The organism is Halomicronema sp. CCY15110 (assembly GCF_016888165.1).
In the GTDB taxonomy this organism is placed as follows: domain Bacteria; phylum Cyanobacteriota; class Cyanobacteriia; order Phormidesmidales; family Phormidesmidaceae; genus Halomicronema.
This window is the reverse complement of record NZ_JACSWC010000421.1, coordinates 71086-92325: the sequence shown is the minus strand read 5'-3', so window position 1 is coordinate 92325 and position 21240 is coordinate 71086. Positions and strand designations below refer to the sequence as shown.

At 48.4% G+C, this 21240-nt stretch carries 17 protein-coding genes; 9 read left to right on the top strand and 8 right to left on the bottom strand.

What is annotated here, in order from left to right; all coding sequences use genetic code 11:
• Nucleotides 1-204: 204 nt before the first annotated feature.
• From JUK32_RS22645 to JUK32_RS22630, 4 genes are all read right to left on the bottom strand, one after another.
• A complete protein-coding gene (locus JUK32_RS22645; protein ID WP_204141135.1) occupies nucleotides 205-2781 on the bottom strand; it encodes a GAF domain-containing protein in 2577 nt (858 codons plus the stop codon).
• Between the two features lie 770 nt (nucleotides 2782-3551).
• Nucleotides 3552-4319, bottom strand: coding sequence for a hypothetical protein (locus tag JUK32_RS22640; RefSeq protein ID WP_204141134.1), 768 nt, complete (start codon nucleotides 4317-4319; stop codon nucleotides 3552-3554).
• 38 nt (nucleotides 4320-4357) lie between these two features.
• Nucleotides 4358-5281 (bottom strand): Npun_R2821/Npun_R2822 family protein, encoded by a 924-nt coding sequence (locus JUK32_RS22635; RefSeq protein WP_204141133.1) that lies wholly within the window; start codon nucleotides 5279-5281, stop codon nucleotides 4358-4360.
• A gap of 26 nt (nucleotides 5282-5307) precedes the next feature.
• Nucleotides 5308-6327, bottom strand: coding sequence for an Npun_R2821/Npun_R2822 family protein (locus JUK32_RS22630; RefSeq protein ID WP_239112960.1), 1020 nt, complete (start codon nucleotides 6325-6327; stop codon nucleotides 5308-5310).
• 860 nt (nucleotides 6328-7187) lie between these two features.
• Here JUK32_RS22630 and JUK32_RS22625 point away from each other — a divergent pair.
• The 7 genes from JUK32_RS22625 to JUK32_RS22595 all read left to right on the top strand — a co-directional run bounded on the left by JUK32_RS22625 (nucleotide 7188) and on the right by JUK32_RS22595 (nucleotide 13424).
• Nucleotides 7188-8282, top strand: a complete 1095-nt coding sequence (locus JUK32_RS22625) for a glycosyltransferase family 4 protein (protein WP_239112958.1) — start codon at nucleotides 7188-7190, stop codon at nucleotides 8280-8282.
• 19 nt (nucleotides 8283-8301) lie between these two features.
• On the top strand, nucleotides 8302-9213 hold the full coding sequence (locus JUK32_RS22620) for a sulfotransferase domain-containing protein (RefSeq protein WP_204141131.1): 912 nt from the start codon (nucleotides 8302-8304) through the stop codon (nucleotides 9211-9213).
• A 21-nt stretch (nucleotides 9214-9234) separates the two neighbouring features.
• The gene (locus JUK32_RS22615; RefSeq protein ID WP_204141130.1) at nucleotides 9235-10236 is read left to right on the top strand and encodes a hypothetical protein; all 1002 of its coding nucleotides are present in this window, start codon (nucleotides 9235-9237) and stop codon (nucleotides 10234-10236) included.
• A gap of 57 nt (nucleotides 10237-10293) precedes the next feature.
• Nucleotides 10294-10542, top strand: coding sequence for a sulfotransferase (locus JUK32_RS22610; protein ID WP_204141129.1), 249 nt, complete (start codon nucleotides 10294-10296; stop codon nucleotides 10540-10542).
• Nucleotides 10533-11252, top strand: coding sequence for a sulfotransferase domain-containing protein (locus JUK32_RS22605; protein ID WP_204141128.1), 720 nt, complete (start codon nucleotides 10533-10535; stop codon nucleotides 11250-11252). Before JUK32_RS22610 ends, JUK32_RS22605 begins: the two co-directional genes overlap by 10 nt.
• A 35-nt stretch (nucleotides 11253-11287) precedes the next feature.
• The gene (locus JUK32_RS22600; protein ID WP_204141127.1) at nucleotides 11288-12208 is read left to right on the top strand and encodes a sulfotransferase; all 921 of its coding nucleotides are present in this window, start codon (nucleotides 11288-11290) and stop codon (nucleotides 12206-12208) included.
• Between the two features lie 91 nt (nucleotides 12209-12299).
• Complete coding sequence (locus JUK32_RS22595) at nucleotides 12300-13424, top strand: glycosyltransferase family 4 protein (RefSeq protein WP_204141126.1); 1125 nt, start codon at nucleotides 12300-12302, stop codon at nucleotides 13422-13424.
• Nucleotides 13425-13890: 466 nt separating this feature from the next.
• Here JUK32_RS22595 and murJ read toward each other — a convergent pair whose 3' ends face one another.
• From murJ to JUK32_RS22580, 4 genes are all read right to left on the bottom strand, one after another.
• Entirely contained in the window at nucleotides 13891-15498 is a 1608-nt protein-coding gene (gene murJ, locus JUK32_RS22590) for a murein biosynthesis integral membrane protein MurJ (RefSeq protein WP_204141125.1), read from the bottom strand.
• A 310-nt stretch (nucleotides 15499-15808) separates the two neighbouring features.
• Nucleotides 15809-17719, bottom strand: a complete 1911-nt coding sequence (locus JUK32_RS22585; protein WP_239112957.1) for a prolyl oligopeptidase family serine peptidase — start codon at nucleotides 17717-17719, stop codon at nucleotides 15809-15811.
• 119 nt (nucleotides 17720-17838) lie between these two features.
• Complete coding sequence (locus tag JUK32_RS28130) at nucleotides 17839-17970, bottom strand: hypothetical protein (RefSeq protein ID WP_255538349.1); 132 nt, start codon at nucleotides 17968-17970, stop codon at nucleotides 17839-17841.
• 214 nt (nucleotides 17971-18184) lie between these two features.
• Nucleotides 18185-18328: a hypothetical protein gene (locus tag JUK32_RS22580; protein WP_204141123.1), complete on the bottom strand. Its 144-nt coding sequence runs from the start codon at nucleotides 18326-18328 to the stop codon at nucleotides 18185-18187.
• Between the two features lie 365 nt (nucleotides 18329-18693).
• Here JUK32_RS22580 and JUK32_RS22575 point away from each other — a divergent pair, with 365 nt between their 5' ends.
• Together JUK32_RS22575 and ndhN are read left to right on the top strand one after the other, a co-directional pair.
• Nucleotides 18694-20010, top strand: a complete 1317-nt coding sequence (locus tag JUK32_RS22575) for a glycosyltransferase family 4 protein (RefSeq protein WP_204141122.1) — start codon at nucleotides 18694-18696, stop codon at nucleotides 20008-20010.
• Nucleotides 20011-20359: 349 nt separating this feature from the next.
• Nucleotides 20360-20833 (top strand): NAD(P)H-quinone oxidoreductase subunit N, encoded by a 474-nt coding sequence (ndhN, locus tag JUK32_RS22570; protein WP_204141121.1) that lies wholly within the window; start codon nucleotides 20360-20362, stop codon nucleotides 20831-20833.
• Nucleotides 20834-21240: the final 407 nt, after the last annotated feature.

The following is a 21240-nucleotide window of genomic DNA, read 5'->3' as shown; positions in this document are numbered from 1 at the left end:
ACTTCGCTCAACCTACCAGTATCGAGAGTTGAGCGGAGTCGAAACTCGGTTCATGGGGATCTTTTTTGCGCGCAAGTACCTTAGTTGCCCAATCACTCAAGTCGCAGAGAACCTGTCGTGATTCGAATGAAGACGGAGCAACGACTTTCTCGCTGAGTGCCGCCGGTTTATCGGCTACTGCCGCCTACAACATGGAAATCCGGCTTATTTCGTCGTCATGGTATGGACGCCATCCCAGTCGGCGTCAGGCGGGTTGACGAGATAGGCTTGGGCGAGTTTGATATGGAGATCAACGGCGCGATCGCTGGGTCGGAGTTGGGCCGCTTGCTCAAAACAGGCGATCGCCTTTTTGAATGCCATGCCAGTGTAGGCGGCGCGCCCTTCTTGATACAGCGCCAAAAAGTCTTGGGCGGACTGCTCTAATGGATTCTTCTTATAATCAATCAGCTCGTAAACACTGACGGGCTCGTTTTTGCCTTTCACTCGGGTTTTATCGAGTTCGCGCACCCAGATCAGATCTTTGCAGAGTTCATAGGTGTGCTCGCTCAGCACGATGTCACAGCCATATTGCTTCGTCACCCCCTCCAGGCGAGAGCTGAGGTTCACGCCATCGCCAATCACGGTGTATTCCATCTTGCGCTGGGAGCCGATGTTGCCCGAAACCACTTCGCCGGAGCTGATGCCGATGCCAATCCGCACTTCGGGTTGCTTCTGGGCCATTCGTTCGGCATTGAAGATCGCCAGGCGATGGCGCATGTCTAAGGCCGACTGGACTGCCGCCCAAGCATGGTTTTGCAACGGCAGGGGCGCACCGTAAACGGCCATAATGGCGTCCCCGATGAATTTATCGAGGGTGCCTTCATAGGTAAAGACCGCCTCCACCATGGTTTCAAAGTAGGCGTTGAGCAACTCGACCACTTTGTCGGCTTCGAGATTTTCCGACAGGGTGGTATAGCCGCGAATGTCGGAGAAGAGGACGGTCACCTCGCGCCGTTCGCCCCGCATGAGCATGTCTTCGCCCAGGGCCATGACTCGCTCGGCCACCCCCGGCGTCATGTAGCGATACAGGGTGGTCTTCATCCGCTTTTCCTGGCTGATGTCTTCGAGCACCAGGAGGCCGCCGCGCACGCCACCTTCGGGGTTCGTCAGCGGATTCACCGTCAGGTTAATACTACGTTCCAGCAGCTGCACTTGGGATTTGCTCAGCGGGGTGGTGTCTTGGCGGTGCCCCCAGGGCCAAAACTGATCGGCGTTATCGGGATCGGGTAGCAGCAGCAAGGCCTCGGCAGGCTCAATGGTTTGCCCTTCGGCGGCGAGGGCGATCGCGGCCGGAATCGCGACCTTCAGGGTTTGCTCGGGAACGTAATGCTTGGCTCCCGTTTCCAGGCTATCTTCCAGCCGAAATTGCAGCTTTTCGAGGGTAATAATGTCCCACACAGAACGGTTGATCAGTTGCTTCTCCCAGGCTTCCCGCAGGGTATGGTCAGTATCATCGGTGGATTCGGGACAGCCCAGTAGCTCTAGCGCGGCGTCGTTGATCGTGACCACTCGGCCTTCCATATCAGTGGAAATGACCGCGTCAGAGAGACTTTGCAGAATATCTTTCTGGTACTGCTTTTCGACCAGGACATTTTCAAACAGTTGAGCATTTTCCAGCGCGATGCCCGCCTGAATGTTGAACGCCCGCATGAATTCTTCGTCGGAACTGTTGAAGGAACCCTGCTTTTTGTTGATCAGCTGCGTCACGGCAATCAGTTTGCTGGAGGAATCGAACACCGGCATACAGAGGATATTGCGAGTCTGGTAGCCCGTACGCTTGTCCGAGGCGGGGTCAAAGCGGGGATCTTGGTACGCGTCGGGGATATTGAGGGTTTGCCCAGTGGTGGCGACATAGCCGACGATGCCGCGATCGGCGGGAATACGCAGCTCAATCAGGGTTTTGCCGTCGCCCGACTTCACCTTCGACCACAGTTCGTTGGTGGTTTCGTCAATGAGCCACAGAGTGCTGCGATCGGCGCTCATCAGGTCCCGAGCCTCCTCCATGACCGACTGCAAGGTTTTCTCCAAATCCAAACTTTGTTCCAGCGAGGAAATCGCCTTCAGCAGCGAGGAAACGCCTTTTTGGTTACGGGCGGCGACATAGAAGGAGTTGCAACTTTCGAGAATGATGCCAATCGAGGAGGCAAATTCTCGGAAGCTGCGTTCATCCTGGCTGTCAAAGGCAGTGGGTTGATTGCTAGGATCCAGCTTGTTTAGCAGCTGTACCACGGCCACGACGGCTTCTTGGGTTTTGTTAAAAACGGGAATACAGAGGATGCTATGGGTGCGGTAGCCGGTCTCTTTATCAGTTTTGGGGTTAAAGAGGTCACTGGCATAGGCATCGGGAATATTGAGGCATTCGCCCGATTCGGCGACATATCCAGCAATGCCTTTGCCCACGGGAACCCGGATTTCTAACCGGGCTTCGTCATCGCCCTGGGCAATTTTGGACCAGAGTTCTTGCTTATCCCAATCGACCATGAAGATAGTGGTGCGATCGGCCTGGAGAATCTGGCCGATTTTGAGGGTGAAAGCCTCCAAAATCTGCTCCAACATGTTCTCCAGCGACTCGTTGTTGATCATGTCGATCGCCCGCAGGAAGTGTTCAAACTCCCGGGTGATCTGATCAAGCAAATCGATGAACTGGGGCGCGGGTAGATCTTTGACCCGACGGGTCAGACCGCCCCCTTGGGAACCCACTTGGGAAAAGGTCGCCAACATGCTGGAGTTAGTCGGTGCCATGGCAGAGGATTGCTACTACAAGCGATGGAAAAGGTAAAATCGAAAGCGAGCAGACAAGCGGGAACCTGGGCGATCGCGGGAAACAGCTTCAACCCACATCGCGGCAATTACCAAAAATTAGCACGATGCTTCATCAACAATCCTATCCCCTCTGTCAAAAGCGACAGAACCCCCGGTGAGACATCTAACTACTCTACCTCTAACTGATTTTTCCCGGCGGAAAATGAGGCCCAAGCTACAAATTCATGAGGAAGTAGGTGAATCGCTGTTGCGGATAGGGGATGAGGACAATGGGCGCGATCGCTGCGGACGCGATCAATGTCCATGAGTTTGCCCATCGGGGCCGGGGCGATCGCTAATCCAAGGAATGAGAATTAAATTAAGTTGGGATAGCCGTCTCGGTTGTCCCCAGGCAGTCAAGATGCCTGCCCTAACAATCTGGATGTTATTTGATCCTTATTTCTATTCGCGCGACGAGCAACCTCGAACACTGAGGGCCATCGCTAAGATTGACGCCAACTCTGCACACAGGCTCGATGATTATCCCCCCCCCCTCTTCACCTCTTATTCAACTCATCTCTCACTCAACTCAGGACGGTGATACTGTCAGATGGCTGTGGGAAATGTGGAAAATAATAGTTGCAACATCAGGATAAGCTTTTGCAAACTGATCAGCGGCAATGCGCTAACCAAAACCATCCGAGATGCTTGCCACGTTTTCCAGCAAAGCATTTAACCGCTAAACAACAACAGCGAAACTGGTAATTCCATTATCGATAATAAAATTCAAAGTCTTTCAAAGCCTTGATTCTTTGCAGATTTAGACGGTAGTGAAAGGTGAACTTGCGGCGCAAACGACTCATCAGTGTCGGTGCAGGCCGTTGCAAGGAAGCATCAAAATGATTCCACAGCGACTTTAAGTGAATGAATGCATCACTTTTACGCGGCACCCAACCCACCTTTGCTGCCGCTAACCCAATAGCATTACCACTACCAGCATGGATTTTATTCAGCTCTAGATAACGGCCGATTTGTCCCCAATATTGCAGGAAAGCTTGCTCTTTGCCATCATCTTTAGTCACTGCAAATAGTGATTCACCGATCCAGGTCGCATGATCAATTTCAACATCAACTTTTTCCGCAACTTTATGCAGAGTAGTCAGCCGCTCGGGCGTCCACTTTGTGACATGCTCAATTAGGTTTTCGCTGTAACATTCAATCCCCGGCTCAAACCTCAAATCTGAGATGACATTCTCAAAACCAGCGTCAACATCGACCATCACTGCGGTATCGCTGTGCTTCAAGGCTTGTTCAATGGCAAATCGTTTGTCGTGATAACAATGGAGAGCACCCTGCTGCTTGAAGAACACAGGGACGACATTATTACAATCAGCAAACATTTCCGGATTATCAGTCAAGACGACTAACTGATGGCCAGGTGCTGTCTGATTAAGATTTTCAGACATCTGCTTAGCAAGCAGACAATATCTATGGCCTAAAGCCAATGTACAAAATGTATAATCGTTCAGATTGCTCATAGCAGGAAGTTCAACTCCAAGTGTTAATACAACTGGGCTTAGCCCTTAGCATAATTCAGCAATTTAGATAAAATCCCTCTGACTGATTTGGAGGAAGTTGAATCACGGCTTTCAGAAATATTGCTTAAAGGTTCTTGCACATTGAGAAATCGGTAGTATTCCCAAATATCCCAATAGGGGCCGCCTGGCTGAATAGGTGTTCCCGCCCAGTGTAGGTATCGAAGGCAGCGATCGCCATCATACAAAGCATGCCCTTTTTGCTCGAAATGTGGACTGCCTCCCCAATTCCCGGGCTCTTCAGGATTCGCACGAGTGATATTGACTCGCCTCTCGGCTGTTTTCAGCACTAAGTAATTGATGATTGGTTGATCTGTTGTCCCTGTGGAAAAATCAAAGTATTCGCGATGGGCTGCACAATCCTTCAAAATATCTAGCATCTCTTTGTACAAAAAAGTGTTTTGCCGACCTCCCCAAAAGCCGCTGTTAAACACATCCTCCAGATCCGCTTCAGAGAATAGCTGCTGCTCTCGAACAGTCGGATTAAAAACTTCGGCTAATCCACGTCCTTTTTGCTGAAAGTCACAACAGAAGAAATCAGCATCTTCAAGATATTTTAGACTGCTCTCAATGGGTTGAAACAGTAAAATATCAGTATCTATGTAAACAAATTTATCCAGAGGGCCGAACCAGCATCCCAATTTCCGCATCTTATTGGGTAGCCGCAAAAAATCTCTCGGAAATATATCCGCAATATCTTGAGTGAGTTGTTCTAAAAAGTCTAGGTTTGGGTAACGTTGGACATTAAACTGATCACGACATGTCGACCAAACTCTCTCGTGATTATCATCAAAAGGCAGCATAATCACAGGGATATCGGGACTATGAACCCGCAAACTGCTGAGTAGCGCGATCGCTTGGTCAAACACGCGATCGTTAGCAACGATATATACACCATTACTCATCTTTCATATTGCCTCAACAGAGATCCTTAAACAACACCTAACTTCTTCAAGACTTTTCGCCCAAAGCTGGGTGGTTTAGGCTGACAAGGAATCAAGTCTCCAGAGAAAACTGGTCTCGCATCAGGCTCTTTGAGGTATCGGTAATGTAAGAAAATATCTTTATAGGGAAAATCAAGATTCTCTCCCTGACAAAGACGCCTGAAGATAGAAGAAGAGACCCCAATATAATGCAAATAAGTCAATCTTTCACTCTTGTCATAAAGCAAATCTTTCCCCGTCATTTGAAAATGTGGTGAAGTCACTGAACACCCCGTCCGCTGCTCAGGCGGCAATTCTAGAGCGAAATTAAACACAGGGATATCCAAACGCATTTTCATATAATTCAGCAGAGATTGATTAGGTGCAGAAGTATATAAAATCTCAGCTTCCCCAGACATAAGTTGTTCTGACAACCAGGCTCGCTCTGCTGGGGTGAACAAACCTCGTTTCCCCCCGTAAAAGCCAGCGCAAAAAATTTCACGTTGAATTCGCTCTTCCGGAAAGATCTTATGTAATTTTGGTGAATCTAAATTGTATATGTGTGAAGGATCCTTATATTGAAAGTCATAGACTACAAAGTCACTAGAATCTATTTCCTTGAAGATATACTCCAAGGAATTCAAAACAAGAACATCGGCGTCAAAGTATACAAATTTCTCGAAAGGCGCTTGGGCATCAAAAGCATAATATCGACGATTCATGCCGATTCGATTCACCCCTTGAATACCTTGCTTTGACCATAAAGGAAATGCCGTTGGATGCTCTTTCCATGCCTCATACGAGAAGTCCTCCCAAGGCTGAAAACAACTTGGATCAGAGATTAGAAAAACGTTCTCACGTTGGGCAATCTCAGCCTCTACCGCTTCCACATTGTCATCATAAGCAATGACCGCAACAGGTACTTCTTTACCAACATTAACTTCAATGCTGTTGAGCAAAGCCACTAACTGATCATAGACTCTGTCGTTGGCAAGCGTATAGATTCCAGACATGGCAAATTCATTCATAAATTTTCAACTCTAAACTCTCTTCAACACAGAGCTGTTTAAGAAGCTGTGTCACTTTCACACTCACTCGATATCTGTGATTAGCTTTCTGCCGTGTAAAGCTTGTTTCGCACTCCATTCCAGCCTAGAGTACCCAGACCGACATCAAACTACCCCACCAGTTCCCATCCCTAGCAAGATCGTTCTGCATCGCAGCAGCAGGCTGACATAAAATCGCAAACACTTGCTGTTTGGGCCTCTCATGCCCCATCTGCCGACCTACATGTTGGTGGTTCTAGACAAGAGAGCAATTATTTAGACACCCCTTGCCGCAGACACAGGTCCTTTCATGTCTGTTTTAGACTAGTGCAGCGTCAAGCCTAAGATTTAGGGCTTCGACAGACTCAGCCTGAATGTACGGATCACGCTCATCCTGAGCTTGTCGAAGGATATTGAAGAGTATGCACAACCCTAAAATCAAGCACTGATAGAGCACTAGGCATCTTGGCCACGATTGAAGAGTAAAGCGTGCATTAGATGATAGTTTCGCGATCGCCGTGGGTAACATATGCCTGTTCCAATAGCAGGGAAGTAGCCTGGAAAGCAATATCTTCTCAGAACAACAATCAGGGGGGTGATTTTATTGTTGCTGTCACTTCAAATTAGTGATCTTTATTGGCGCATATATTTACCTATTTAGTTTGACCACGCTTCTAGCTTAGAGTCACGACTTTGAATCAAAATCCTCCAATTTTCAGGATTAGAGAGATTTCCGATAGAGCCCTGGTTACAGAAATGTACTACTGTACTGATACTTCTGACATTCCTCATCTGCTTTCTGAGAGAACTGTTAATACCTCAGATTATGAAGTATGCCCTCCATGAGTCACCAAAAGATTAAACGAAAGCTCGTCAACATATCATCTGATATTAAAGATCGGTTGCAAGCGAAAGCATGGCCGAAAAACTCCATTGCAATTTATGCAACCGAGACTCCTTACCAATGGTCGCCCTTGAGTCTGAAAAAAGGTCTTGGCGGTGCAGAAGGACGAATTATATATCTAGCAAAAGAGTGGGCGAAGCAAGGATATCAGGTTGAAGTCTTTAATAGTTGTGGTGAAGAGGCTGGCACTTTTGATGGTGTAATTTATCGACACCATGAAGACTTTAACAAGCATGACGAATTTGACACATTGCTGGTATGGCACTTTGCTTGGAGATTAGCTTTTCCAGTAAAAGCTAATAGAGTATGGCTAGACCTCGGCAAGGGAGTACTACTGCCAGCAGAATCTAGCTTAGAAAAGCTTGGAAAGTACGACAAGATTTTTTGTAAGAATGCCTTTCATCGCTCAACTCTACCTGATATACCCGACGATAAAATAGTCGTTATTCCCAATGGTCTAGACACTGAATTCCAGCATCTAAGCCGTAACTCAAAGAATCCCAATAAAATCATATATGCCTCCAATTACTCAAGAGGTCTAGAGTATATGTTGGAGTTCGGCTGGCCACTGATCAAGCAAAAAATGCCATCAGCCGAACTACATGTTTTTTATGGCTGGCCGAAAGGGCCATCAAGAGAATGGCACCAAAAAATGCAGCAACTTATGCGCCAGCCTGGTGTATTCGAACATGGCAAGGTTAGCCGGGAACGCTTGATGGAAGAAAAGTCAACATCAATTATTCACTATTACGGCTGTACCTTTGATGAAATTGATTGCAATACTGTCCGTGAGTCGGCTTTCGTTGGATGCGTTCCCGTAACCACAAACTATGGTGGACTTAAAGACAAAGACTATTGCGTGAAGGTTGTGGGGAATCCATTTCAGCCCGAAACGCAGATCGCCCTTGCTCACAAAATTGTTGATCTTTTACAAGACTTATCTGACATCGAGAAACTGAGACATCAGTTTGAGTCTGCTGTGCAGCTCGAAACTTGGGACAAAATTGCCGATAGATGGCTGGCTGAAATCTAGATTTTTGGAGACTATCTTTATGACGATGCCGAACTTTCTGCTGATTGGAGCCGCTAAATCAGGCACCTCATCGCTTTACTATTATCTCAAACAGCACCCAGACATATTTATGCCTGCCTCTAGGGATCAAAAGGAACCAGATTTTTTCACTTTAGAGGGGCAAAACCAAGAACGAATCGGTCCCTTTGGTCCGTTTTTAATGAAAAGCGCCATCACTGATTTAGATACATATCAGCAACTCTTTGCTGATGTTAACGGGGAGAAGGCGATTGGAGAGGCATCAACCTCTTATATTTATAGCCAAACAGCTGCTCAGCGGATTCATAGCCATGTTCCTGACGCTAAGATTGTGGCTATTTTGAGAGATCCGGCTGAAAGAGCATATTCACATTTCTTGTTTTCCTTGAGCAATGGTCGCGAACCCCATCCAAACTTTGAGAAAGCTCTAAAGGAAGAGCAGCAGCGCATTGATGACGGATGGAGTTTTCAGTGGCATCATCGTCGCCGAGGGTTCTATTTTGAACAGTTAGAGCGATACTATGCCACCTTTGGCGCTTCTAACGTTTATGTCTGTCTATATGAGGACTTACGATCGGAACCCCAGAAACTCTTGAAATCAATTTTTGAGTTTTTGGAAGTTGATAATAGCTTTCTACCTAACACGAATAAGAGACATAATCCAACTAAGGTCCCTAAAAATCAAACCCTGAATTCATTACTCAACAAGCCTAATCCTCTAAAGGACTCAATTAAGCACTTTCTACCCAAAGGAGTCCGCAAAAAAATCACTCAACCGCTCAAGGACAAAAATTTAGGTAAGCCGGAACTGCCCAAGCGTCTTAGACAAGAATTGATTGCCGATTATCATGATGACATTTTGAAGCTGCAAGAGTTGATCGATCGCGATCTTTCATCGTGGCTGGAAGTTTAAGCAGTTACCCTTGCATCAATTATGACTCCTATCTATTTCTATCTTCCAGCAAAGGATTGGCCTAGTGAAATGCCGAGCTCTGCAGATGAGCCTTGGGAAGAGTTTGGCCGAGGTATTTATTGCTGGACATTACAAACCTATTTACATCTGCGGCAAAATGATTATCCCTGTCGGTTAGTTGATCAGTTACCACAGGAAGGAATTGTTTTGGCCCATAGAGATTCCCTACCCTATGAGTTAAAACCTAACCCTTCAACTTTGCTGGTATGTATAAAAGCTGATCGCGATCCTCATCCATATGCTCAAGTTCATTTGGTGCAAAATCCTGAAGAATGTAAGTCTGTTAGAAACAGTTATTACATTCCACTTTGGCCACAGCCAGGCCTAATTCCACGGGAGGCAAGTCGGGAGCATAAGGTTGAGAATGTTGCTTATATGGGGTTGAGATATAACCTTACGCCAGAACTCAAATCAGAGAAGTGGTTAAAAGAACTGGAGCAGCTAGGGCTAAATTGGCAAATTCGCCCTAGGCATCTCTGGCATGACTATAGCGATGTAGACATAGTGTTGGCCGTCAGAGAATTTGGCCGCAGCCATCAACATCTGTGGAAGCCAGCAACTAAGCTGTACAACTGCTGGCATGCAGGTGTTCCAGCCGTTTTAGGCGCAGAGTCAGCTTTTCAAGCGGAGCGAGAAGGTCCATATGATTATTTTGAGGTAACGTCTGCTGAAGAAGCAATTCAGGCATTAAAGCAGCTCAAGCAAGATTCAACTCTTTTTGAAAAAGTCATCCAAAATGGTTTTCTTCGGAGCCATGAAAAAAGCAAAGAAGCCATTATTGATCTTTGGCAGCAAAGCATCGAGAATTACCTAGTGCCTCAATACAATAAGTGGCAAGAAGCTCCCTCATGGCAACATTCATATTATCTGGGTTCATGTTTCGTCAGAATAAAATTAGACGCCATAGTGAATCGTCTAAATACTTGGACAGCAGAAACAGCAAGTCAAAAAAATGCTCATTAGCATATCATTCTTGAACATTAGATCACCCATCAGGGCAATTAATTGGAACCTTTAATTATGGAATCTAAGCTACCTAACTTCTTAATTATTGGTGCCCCAAAAGCTGGGACGACTTCTCTTTATAAATATCTTCAAGCACATCCTCAGATTTTCTTGCCTGACAAAAAAGAACCACATTTCTTCTCTTTCGAAGGTAGAAAAAGAGGCTTTGATGGCCCTGGTCAGGTAAACTTTATGAAAAAAGGGTCACAAAATTTGAAGACTATAAGCAGCTTTTTACAAACGCTAGCGATGAGGTGGCTATAGGCGAAGCTTCTACATCCTATCTGTACATCCCTTCAGCAGCAGAACGAATCAAAAAATATCTTCCTGATGTAAAGCTAATTGTAGTTTTAAGGCAGCCAGTTGATCGTGCATACTCTCATTATTTACATCATTATCGTAACGGAGGTGAGGTAAATCTGAGCTTAACCGAAGCGATTCGTGATGAAAAGAAGAGGCAGGAGGAAGACTGGAGTCCTTTTTGGCAGTATCAGGAAATTGGCTTTTACCACAAGCATCTAAGTCATCTGTTCAATGTATTTGACCCCAAGAATATTAAAGTCTGTTTTTACGAAGATCTATGCGGAAACCCTCAAGATTTATTGAAAGATATCTTTCTTTTCTTAGGTGTTGATTTAGATGCAGAATACACTCTGCCAAACAAAAAATATAATGTCTCAACCATTAGCAAAAAACCTCGCAGCAAAGTCTTACATAATTTGCTTAACGGAGAAAGCTGGTTTAAGTCTCTAGCAAAAAGTATCTTGGATGATTCGATTCGTCAAAGAATCCGCCATTTTGCCAGTCAGAAAAATAACGTAAAGATTGCCCAACCATATAAGCCAAAGCTGTCATCCGAAGAGTGGAATAAACTTAACGAGGCTTACAAGCAGGATATTTTGTCTCTGCAAGAACTAGTGGATCGTGATTTGGGCCATTGGCTCATAAGAAAATCGAGCAGCCCTGCTAAGTAAGTAAAAAACCATTCTACAGAGTTAATAGAGAATTCATGGTCAATAAAGTTGCATTCATTATCTCATCTGGACATAGCGGTTCTAGCTTATTATCTCTGATCTTAGGTAGTCACCCGAGATGTTTTTCAGCTGGAGAGCTCAAAGGCTTACCTAACCGCTATCGAAAACAAGTTTTTATAGATTGCGTTAACCGCAACTCAGAGTTTTGGGAAAATACGTTTGACCAAGGTGGACTAAAGAGACTAGCCATCGGTTTGTCTGGAACTCGGATTCATCCGTATGTGCCTCTAAAGCTTGAATCTGGGATTAGAGATACTTTAAATAAAAAGGATGCATACGTTAATCCGTATTCATATATGTTCTCTAAATTAGATGTTGATATCATTATTGACTCTAGTAAGGCAATTAGTTGGTGTGAAAAACGTCTGAAGTCACCCGAGTTTAAACATCACAGAGTTGAAGCTTACATCATTCATCTGGCAAGAGATGGCCGTGCGGTTGTTAATTCATATCTGAGAAAGTATCCACATAGAGACATCAAGGACATGTCTAATGAATGGAGCAAGAAGCAACTAGATAGAAAAGAGTTTTGTGAGAGCTTCCCTGCCAAAAAACGGATCGAAGTGCAATATGAGGCTCTAGCTAGTCGCCCGCAAGAAACAGTTGCTGAAATTTGTCGTTTTTTGGATATAGAATTCAGACCAGAGATGTTGCAATACTGGCTGCATAATCATCATGATATTTCTGGAAATGAGGGAGCATATTCGCTAATCGATAAATATAAGGGCATTGAAAAGGAACGCTCCATGGGGTCAGGGAAAAAGAAATATTATGATGCCTCGGATCTGGCCATCAAGTTAGATTTGCGCTGGCAGCGGGAAATGAAACCAGAATATATCGAGGAATTTAATCGCATTGCTGGAGAAGTCAATAAGCCTTATGAGTGGGATAACTGATTGGATGGGAAGATTTTGCGTCGTCTTTTGACTTAAGCTGTTCTCTCAGGTAAGCAAATTTTGAGCTCTAGCGTGTCTAGCTCTTTTTCCTATGTTTTTGAATTCCCTCAAATCTAAAGTTCGAAGCCAATTTCCACAATTGGCTGGCTACTTCAAGAAGGCCAGGTCGAAGTCTTGGCCTCGTAATTCAGTGGTGTATTACACTGGCAATCGGAAAGATGGGCTGACACCTGAAAATCTGAAACAAGGGACTAGCGGTACTGATTCAGCCGTTATTTACCTGTCCAGGGAATGGGCGAAAGCTGGCCAGCAAGTGACTGTCTTCAGTAATTGTGATGGTTTGGAGGGTGACTATGATGGCGTTCGCTATATAAACCACTATAAGTTCAATCCTTACGACACCTTTGATACTTTAATCATTTTGTCTCATCCCTACCTTTTACCTGATTCTGTTTCTGCTAAAAAGCTTTGTTGGGACTGGCATGACGTTTTAGGCAGCGATCGCGTCTATCCTCCCGCAAAGATCGCTCGATTCGATCAGATTTTTGCCAAGTCTAAATTTCAGCGCGACCTGTTGCCTGATATTCCTGATGCGAAATTTACCATTGCGACCAACGGGATCAATCAGGCCATATTTAACGGTGAGCCGGTCGAAAAACAGCCATTCAAAATAATCTACTCGTCACGTTATTACCGTGGCTTAGAAAGTATGTTGAAGTACGGCTGGCCCCTGATTGTGGATAGAATTCCACAGGCTGAGTTACATATTTACCATGGGTGGTCACGCCGAGAATTGCAATCAAAGTATGATGATTGGCGCGATGAGATGGCATTGCTATTTCAACAACCAGGTGTTGTGGAACATGGGCGCGTCAGTCAAGAAAAACTAATTGCGGAAAAAGCAACTGCGAGTATTCATTACTACGCTTGTACCTATCCGGAAATTGATTGTATCTCCGTCCGCGAGTCCGCAGCGGTGGGGTGTGTTCCAGTCACAACTGATTTTGCTGCTTTCCAAGAAAAGTCATACTGCGTGAAAGTTGCTGGAGAGCCGGAAGCTCAAGAAACTCAGGAAAAAATTGCGCATCGCATCATTGAGCTCCTTGAGAATCCTGATGAATTGTCGATATTAAGCGAACGGTTTCGGGAGTTAGTGAAACGTGAAACCTGGCATGAGGTGTCGAAAGTGTGGCTACAGTATTTTGATGAAGACTGATATTAATATCAATGTCTGCTGCATTTTCTAAGTTTCACTCAAGGCTTCCACTGCCTGGCAGGTTTGTCTGGCTGACAAGATGCCTGCATGTTTCACAAGCTAAGGAACAGTCTGATGCCGTTCCAAATATTGTTCATGCCCTGATTGACTGACAAAAGTTCCTCGCGTAGGTTGGATAGAACGAAGTGAAACCCAACACCAGAGGCGGTTTCGTTGGGTTACGCTACCGCTAACCCAACCTACTGCAGAATAAGGGTTTTGAGAGTTTTGTCAGTCAACCAGGTTCGTGCCTCTAAAGCTGAGAGCCTGCTGGTAGCGGCTACGATGATTGCTTATGCTCAGGAATCCCTTTTCGGCCGATCGCTTAGGCAGACGTCTTGAGGCAAGTTCAAAAACGTGATTTTCTCCTGAGTCCTGCAATGTCGCTAAAGGGCTTATCTGAAACTGATTTAAACGCGCATGTTTTCTATCGGCGGGTGAAGCGCGATCGCACTCGGTTCACGAGCAGGGTCGCTTCGGGAATGCGTAGGGCGATGGTGCCCAGGCCAAAGACAGTGAGCCCGATCGCACTGGCGATCGCCAACTGCGCCAATCGATTCATGAAACCTTCAATGCCTAAGACTTGCTCTAAGCCCAATCGAGTACCATAAGTCGCCAGTCCGGCAAAGCCACTGAGGATAGTCAGCACAAAAATCGAGCGGCCCCAGTCGAGCCAGGGCAGGCCATTGAGTTTGCGGTGCAGGATGACGACCATCGCAATCGTCGAGGTGATGTTAACCCCGACCGTCGCTAATACTAGCCCCGGTGCGCCGAACCAGCGAATAAAGAAATAGTCGAGCACCACGTTGAGGCCAATATTGGCGAGGCTGATGCGAAAAGGCGTTTGGGCATCGCCCAGCGCGTAATAAACTCGCACCAGTACATCGCGTGCTAAATAGACAAACATGCCCAAGCCATAGGCCACCAGTACAGAGGTGACAATTTCTGCCGCCGCCAGATCAAATGCGCCGCGTTCGTAAATCACCTGCACAATGGGCAGGGCCAGGGTCATGATCAACACCCCCAGCGGCAGCATGGTCAACGCGACCATCATCAAGCTTTGGCGAATGCGGTCTTTGAGTTCGGGCCAGTCATCGGGGGAGGCCAGCCGAGCAAAAATCGGTAAAAACGGCACCAGGATGACGTTGGAGATGATGCCCAGTGGCGTCTGCACCAATAGTGTGGCGTACCCCAAGGCCGCTGCCGTACCCGGAATATAAGAGGCAAAAAACAGATCGGTGAACACGTTGATCTGCATCATGCCGGAGGAAAATGTCGCCGGAACGAGAATCTTGAAGACATCGCGGATCCCAGGTTCGCGCCAGTTGAACCGGAGCCGGAGCCGTCCCAGCCCGGAACGCCATAAAGCGGGAATTTGTACGAGCCACTGCATCACTGCGCCGAGCAAGGTAGATCCCGCCAGCACCATGCCCCCCAGCATGAAGTAGCTCGGCTGGGTCATGTCGCCGCCGATCGCGACATACAAGAGCCCCAGTCCGGCAATTACGGCCACGCTCGAAAACATGGGACTCACTGACGGCAGCCAATATTGATCGTCCGCATTCAAGGTGCCGAAGCCGATGCCGATGAGCCCGGCGAAGACTGCCATGGGGGCCATGATTTGCAGCTGGCGAATGGCGATCGCCCGCGCGACGGGTTCCGTATCGCTTAAGCCCTGGGCCACAAAGTCGATAATCGGGGCGGCAAACACCACCATGCCAATGGCGACCAGTAACAAAATTGCGGTGACCAGCGTGCTGATAGTTTCAACCAGCGGGCCAATTTCCTCGCGATCGCGCTTGGCCACCACACTCACAATGGCACTGTGAAACGGGCCGTTGATGCCGCCGAGCAGCACCAGCAAAAAGCCGGGGATCACATAGGCAAAATTGTAAGCATCGGCCACCGGCCCGACGGCAAAGGCCGCTGCGATCGCCTGTTGTCGCACCAGCCCAAAGACTTTACTAATCAGGGTCGCTGCCGCCACGATGGTGGCGATATTGGCCAGAGAACGAGCAGGTTTCGCGTCAGACACAGGGCGTTCACCGATTCAGCAACGACAGTGCGCAGCTAGCTTATCACCTTATTGGAGACCAGAAGGCTGCAGACAGACCTCAGGAATCACCGGGATCAACCAGTCCGGGAAGCGAAATTTGGGCGCTTGCGATCGTCCTGCTTAGATTGCCTGGGTGTATGAACGAGGCAGTCTCGATGTCCAGTGTTGAGCAGGGTGGTTTCAGTTATGGCGAGAACATCTCACCCCTAATATTGACCCAAGCCTCCAACCACTTCGCCGACTTTTATCGACTTCACCAACTCTGCTACCCTGCCACTCTCAAACCCAGCTACCCTTTCACTGGCTCATCCAACAGAAACTGCTGCATGAACATGATGTTGGTATAGAACTGATAGTCAATGTTCTGTTTCTTCGCGAAGCCGTGCCCCTCATCCGTGGCCACCAGGTACCAAACCGGCACCTCCTTGTCTGCAAGAATGTCAAAGAGTTGTTCGGCTTCACTCAGTGGCACCCGGGGATCGTTAGCCCCATGGACGATTAACATCGGTTGCTGGATATTGTCGGCATTCGTCAGCGGAGAAATATCTGTCAAAAACTGGCGCATCTCAGGATCGCGCTCATCGCCATATTCCACTCGCCGCAGATCCCGACGATAATCCTCCGTGTTTTCTAAAAAAGTGACGAAGTTGGAGATGCCGACCACATTAATAGAGGCGCGAATGCGATCGGGGTAGTTGGTCGCCACAGCTAAGGACATATAGCCGCCATAGCTCGCGCCACTGACCAAAATGCGATCGCCATCCAGCCCCGGTGCCGCCTCAATCCAGTCCAGTAGCGTCCCAATATCCTTAACCGAGTCCTCCCGCAAGTAGCCATTGTCGAGCTTGGTGAAGGTTTTGCCATAGCCCGTCGAGCCCCGCACATTGGGAAACACCATGGCAATGCCGAGTTCATTGATGTAGTAATTCAACCGCCCCAAATAAGTGGGACGAAACTGCCCCTCTGGTCCCCCGTGGATATACATCGCGACCGGACGCGGGCCGGGGAATTTGTCAGCTGGCGGACGATACAGAAAGCCCGTAATCTCACGCCCGTCAAAACTCTCCCAGGCAATCAGCTCTGGCTCGACAAACGAGTCCAGGTTCAGCCCCGCCGTTTCGCTTTGCGTCCACCGTTCCAGTGCGCCCGTCGCCACGTCGAGCGAGTACACATCAGCGGTGGATTGGGCGGAATAGAGGGTGAACCCTAGCTCTTCACCATTGCTACGCCATTCCAGTCCCCGCAACCGCCCGGCCGGTATGGTGTCAAACGTTTGCTTCGCGCCTGTTTCAGCATCCATGACGTATAAAACGCTCGCGCCGTTTTCGTTAATGATGACGGCCAGCTGCAAGCCATCAGGAGACAAATCCACCGCCTCTACGTCCCAAGGGATATCGTCAGTCAGGTGAGTCAGCTCCTGGGTTTCCAGGTCGATGTAGCCCAAGTGCAAAAATTCCGAATCGCGATCGCTCACCGTATACAAGCGCTGCCCATCAGGACTAAGAATGCCGTCCAGATAGGCCACTGGCACTTCGCCAGTCTGCTGCGTGAGCGGTGTGCGATCGCCCGTCTCAGCGTCAAACAGCCACAGATTAGCTTGGTTAATCGAAATATATTCAATCACCACAATCTGACGATCGTCCGGCGACCAATCCGTCGGAAACCAGCCGCCCCCTGACACTTCGGCCAACAAGCGATCGCTCTCCGGCTCGCGGGGATTCATCACATAGAGATCGCCATCAGCCCCATTGCGCCGGGTCGAGGTGTAGACAATGCGATCGCCCGCCGTTGACCAAACGCCGCCCCCATTCCGCGAAGTGCCATCGGTTAACAGCGTCACCGCCCCCGTCGCCACGTCGTACCGAAAAGTTTGGTTGGCCTCACTGCCGCCAATGTCTTTGCTGAATAAAAAGTAGTCGCCTGCTGTCGGTTGATAGCTCACCCCCGACACCCCTTCGTCAAAAAAGGTGAGCTGATAGCGGGCTCCCAGCGGTTCACTCACCCGATGGGTCTGGGAGGTGTCACCAAACCGAGTCGAAATCAGCATCTCTCGCTGGGTCGGATGCCAGCTTTGCAACGAAGCCGTGCGGTACTGGGTATAGCGATCGGCCAGCTCGACCACCCTCATTGGAATCGGCGGAATGCCTTCAATCACCAGATTTTCGCCCGGTGGCAATACGGGGTTAGCAGCAGACGTCATAACTAACTGCGGCCATAACAGCGACAACAGTGCGACGCAAGCGGCCAACAACACAAACTTGGGTTTCACCATAACTTCCGCCCCATTGGATGACTGAAAACTGTAGATCGCCTCGCCGATTACTCTACCGAGAAAATCATCTTCAGCGCTATCTCCCCGCGGTTGCCAGTGATGACAAAGATGAGGCCGCCGACATGGCAGGAGTCATCCCAGACCAGCAGGTCGCGATCGCTGACACCAGACCGACCCATCCGACTTGCTAACACACATCAGCAAACGTCTCCCATGACTGCCCTCTGCCTGCCGATGGAGCCACCGTTCTGCATGGGACGTGACAGCTGACCGCCGCCAACCGCAATAGCACTTGCAGGCGGATAAAATTCGCCGACATTTAATGAATGAAGCATGAAGTTTGATCGCAAATTGATGAAGAAACTTAGAAGGAACCTAAAGTTTTTGATCACGTCAGCAACTTTGTGGCATCTCATCAATGTTTGGCGTAAAGATATAAGCGCGATCGCTATCCGCCTGTTTGTCCAATACTTCGTCATGAATTAGAAAGAAATTCACGTCTGTATTGATCGCACCAGCGACAACTTCAGTTTCCATTTGCTCATATCAGTAATCTTACTGAAAGCTTTGTGATTGCCCTCCAAATCACCAGTGAAAACACCTGAAAATACTGGAGCTGAATCTTTTGGGAGTTTATTCGGGCATTCTAAAAACGTCAAAAGACGGATTAAATTTTCTTCGCTATAACTTAATCAAAAGTTTTGGTTCTCATAAAGTTGGCCCTAATTCCCGGACATTCCACATGAAGCAAGGCATATGTAGAAGTATGGGTTAGCTAATAAGGCTGCGCGTACGCGTTTGTTGTCAAGCGTTGAGTCGCCTCAATGACTAGTCATCCTTCGAAAATCCCCTGCTCCCAGCAGACCCACTCACAGTCAATATCTCAAGGAAATTCTGCAAACATGCGCATCCTGATTTATTCCTACAACTATCATCCTGAGCCCATTGGCATTGCGCCGCTGATGACAGAATTGGCCGAAGGCTTAGTGAAGCGTGGGCATGAAGTTAGAGTGATCACCGCAATGCCGAATTATCCGGAGCGGAAAATTTATCCCGCCTATCGGGGCAAATGGTTCACGACGGAAGAGAAAAACGGCGTCACCATTCAACGGTGCTACGTTTGGATTCGCCCCAATCCGGGGCTCTTGACCCGCTTACTGTTGGAAGGCAGCTTTGTCGGGCTGAGCCTGATTAAAGCGCTGCAGGGTTGGCGACCAGATGTCATTTTGAACACTAGTCCATCTTTGCCAGTGGCTGTGCCAGTGGCGCTACTGAAACTTATTTATCGCTGTCCGACCGTTCTCAATCTGCAAGATATTTTGCCTGAGGCTGCCGTGCAGACGGGCCTGATTAGTAATCCGTTGGCGATTCGGGCTTTTGAGATTTTGGAAAAATTCGCTTATCGCTCCGCTACTCAAATCAGCGTGATTGCCGAAGGTTTTCGGCAAAATTTGCTGGGCAAAGGCATCCCCGACAGCAAGATGAAAATCATCTCCAATTGGGTGGACGTGAACTTCATTCGGCCCCTGCCCAAGTATGAGAATGCTTTCCGTCAGGCCAATGGCTTGGAGGACAAGTTTGTGGTGCTTTATTCCGGCAACATTGCCCGTACCCAGGGGATTCAAACGGTGATTCGGGCGGCGGCTCGGCTACAGCATATTAAAGACCTGGTATTTGTGATTGTCGGCGAAGAAAGCCAGCTCTCTGATTTGGATGAACTGCGGCTGGAGTTGGGGGTGCAGAACGTTCTTCTCCGGCCATTTGCCCCTCGGGCTGAGCTGCCGGAAATGCTGGCGGCGGCTGATGTGGGTCTCATCATGCAAAAGCGGAACGTTGTCGGCTTTAACATGCCTTCTAAAACTCAGGTGCTGCTGGCGAGTGGTCGGCCGATTCTGGCGGCAGTTCCCGATCATGGGACAGCGGCGCAGGCGATCCGCACGAGTGGCGGCGGTCTAGTGGTGGAGCCGGAAAATCCCAGTGAGTTGGCGAAAGCTATTCAAAATCTCTATAACCAGCCCGAGGTTGCCGAAAAGTTGGGACGTCAGGGGCGGCATCATGCCCTGAGCGAGTATTCGTTTGAGCAAGCGCTGAATCGGTATGAGACGCTCTTTAAGCAATTAGTTGAAGGTCATCGCGGTCAGGTACCCTATGGCAGAATGTCGCCGCAAATGGTCTCAGCAGAGGCGGTCTCTAGTAATCAGCTACCGCCCCGAGTCTAACTACAGCCCTGGGCCAAAACAAATGCCTCGGTTGGGTTTATCCCGCCTGAACCTTGCCCCCGATTAGGATGCGCTGATCTGGGGGCTGTTAGCACGATCGCCTATTTGGCGGCAAGGCATGGATTTAATTTACATCGCGCTATCCCGCTAGCTGCGCTGCGCCTAAGCCCCCTGCCTCTTAGTCGCAATTCGCAAAGTTACGTCGGGCGGTGCTCGGCGGGTGGTCATTTAGCATCAGTCAATACAATTGCTGAGCACAGGAAAGCCAATCGCGATCGCTGCCCGGATGGCCGCTAAACCAGTAGGATGAAAGCTAGAGATCGAACGTTATCTGAACTTCAGGATCACCATGGCACTGATCATTACTGGCAAGCGCTTTATCAAAGACCTCGAATCGACTGGTGCATTAGCGGTTAGGGCACCGCTGGAAGGGGGCTTTGAAGGTCGGTATCAACGGCGCTTGCGAGCTGCTGGCTACGAGTGCGTGAATTTGACAGTCAAGGGGCTGGGTGATTTGTCGGCCTATCTGACTGACATCCATGGGGTGCGTCCGGCCCACTTGGGTAAGAAAACGATTGGTCAATCCGCTGCGGTGGGCTATCGCTATTACATTCCGCCGATCATCAGCTACCGCATGGCAGGGATGTCACCCAAGGCTAAAGGTATGGTGCTCTGGCTGATTGAAGGCAACATTTTGTCCCAGCAGGAAATTGCTTACCTGACTGAGTTGCCGAAAACTATGCCGAATGTGAAAGTCGTGTTGGAGATGGGCGGCGATCGCATCTTTAGCTGGCAACCTCTAGCCCAAGAACTCGCGGCTTAGTCACAGCCATGCTTTGCACCGATATCGCTAGGGCTGGGGCATGTAGTGATGCCACAAGTCCAGTGAGATCTGCGTTCCAAGCTCCCATTTCAGTAGCTTTGAACCGCATAAATCGATGCCCCAGAGAGGGCCGCTTTTCTAACAAGAATTCGGCGTTTAACCTCTAGCCCCCTTGAAGCTTTCGGAGCAATCAGCGCTTCAATATTTTGAGGTGTATGACGCTAAGGGATCTGCAACTAAATAAAGTACCCGTTCAATCCGGTTTCGACTTCGCTCAACCTGCCAGTATCGAGAGTTGAGCGGAGTCGAAACTCGGTTCATGGGGATTTTTTTGCGCGCAAGTCCCTAAAGCAGACTTAACGTCCCATTCAACCTCATCTAGCAGGGAGAATTAAATCGTCAGTGTC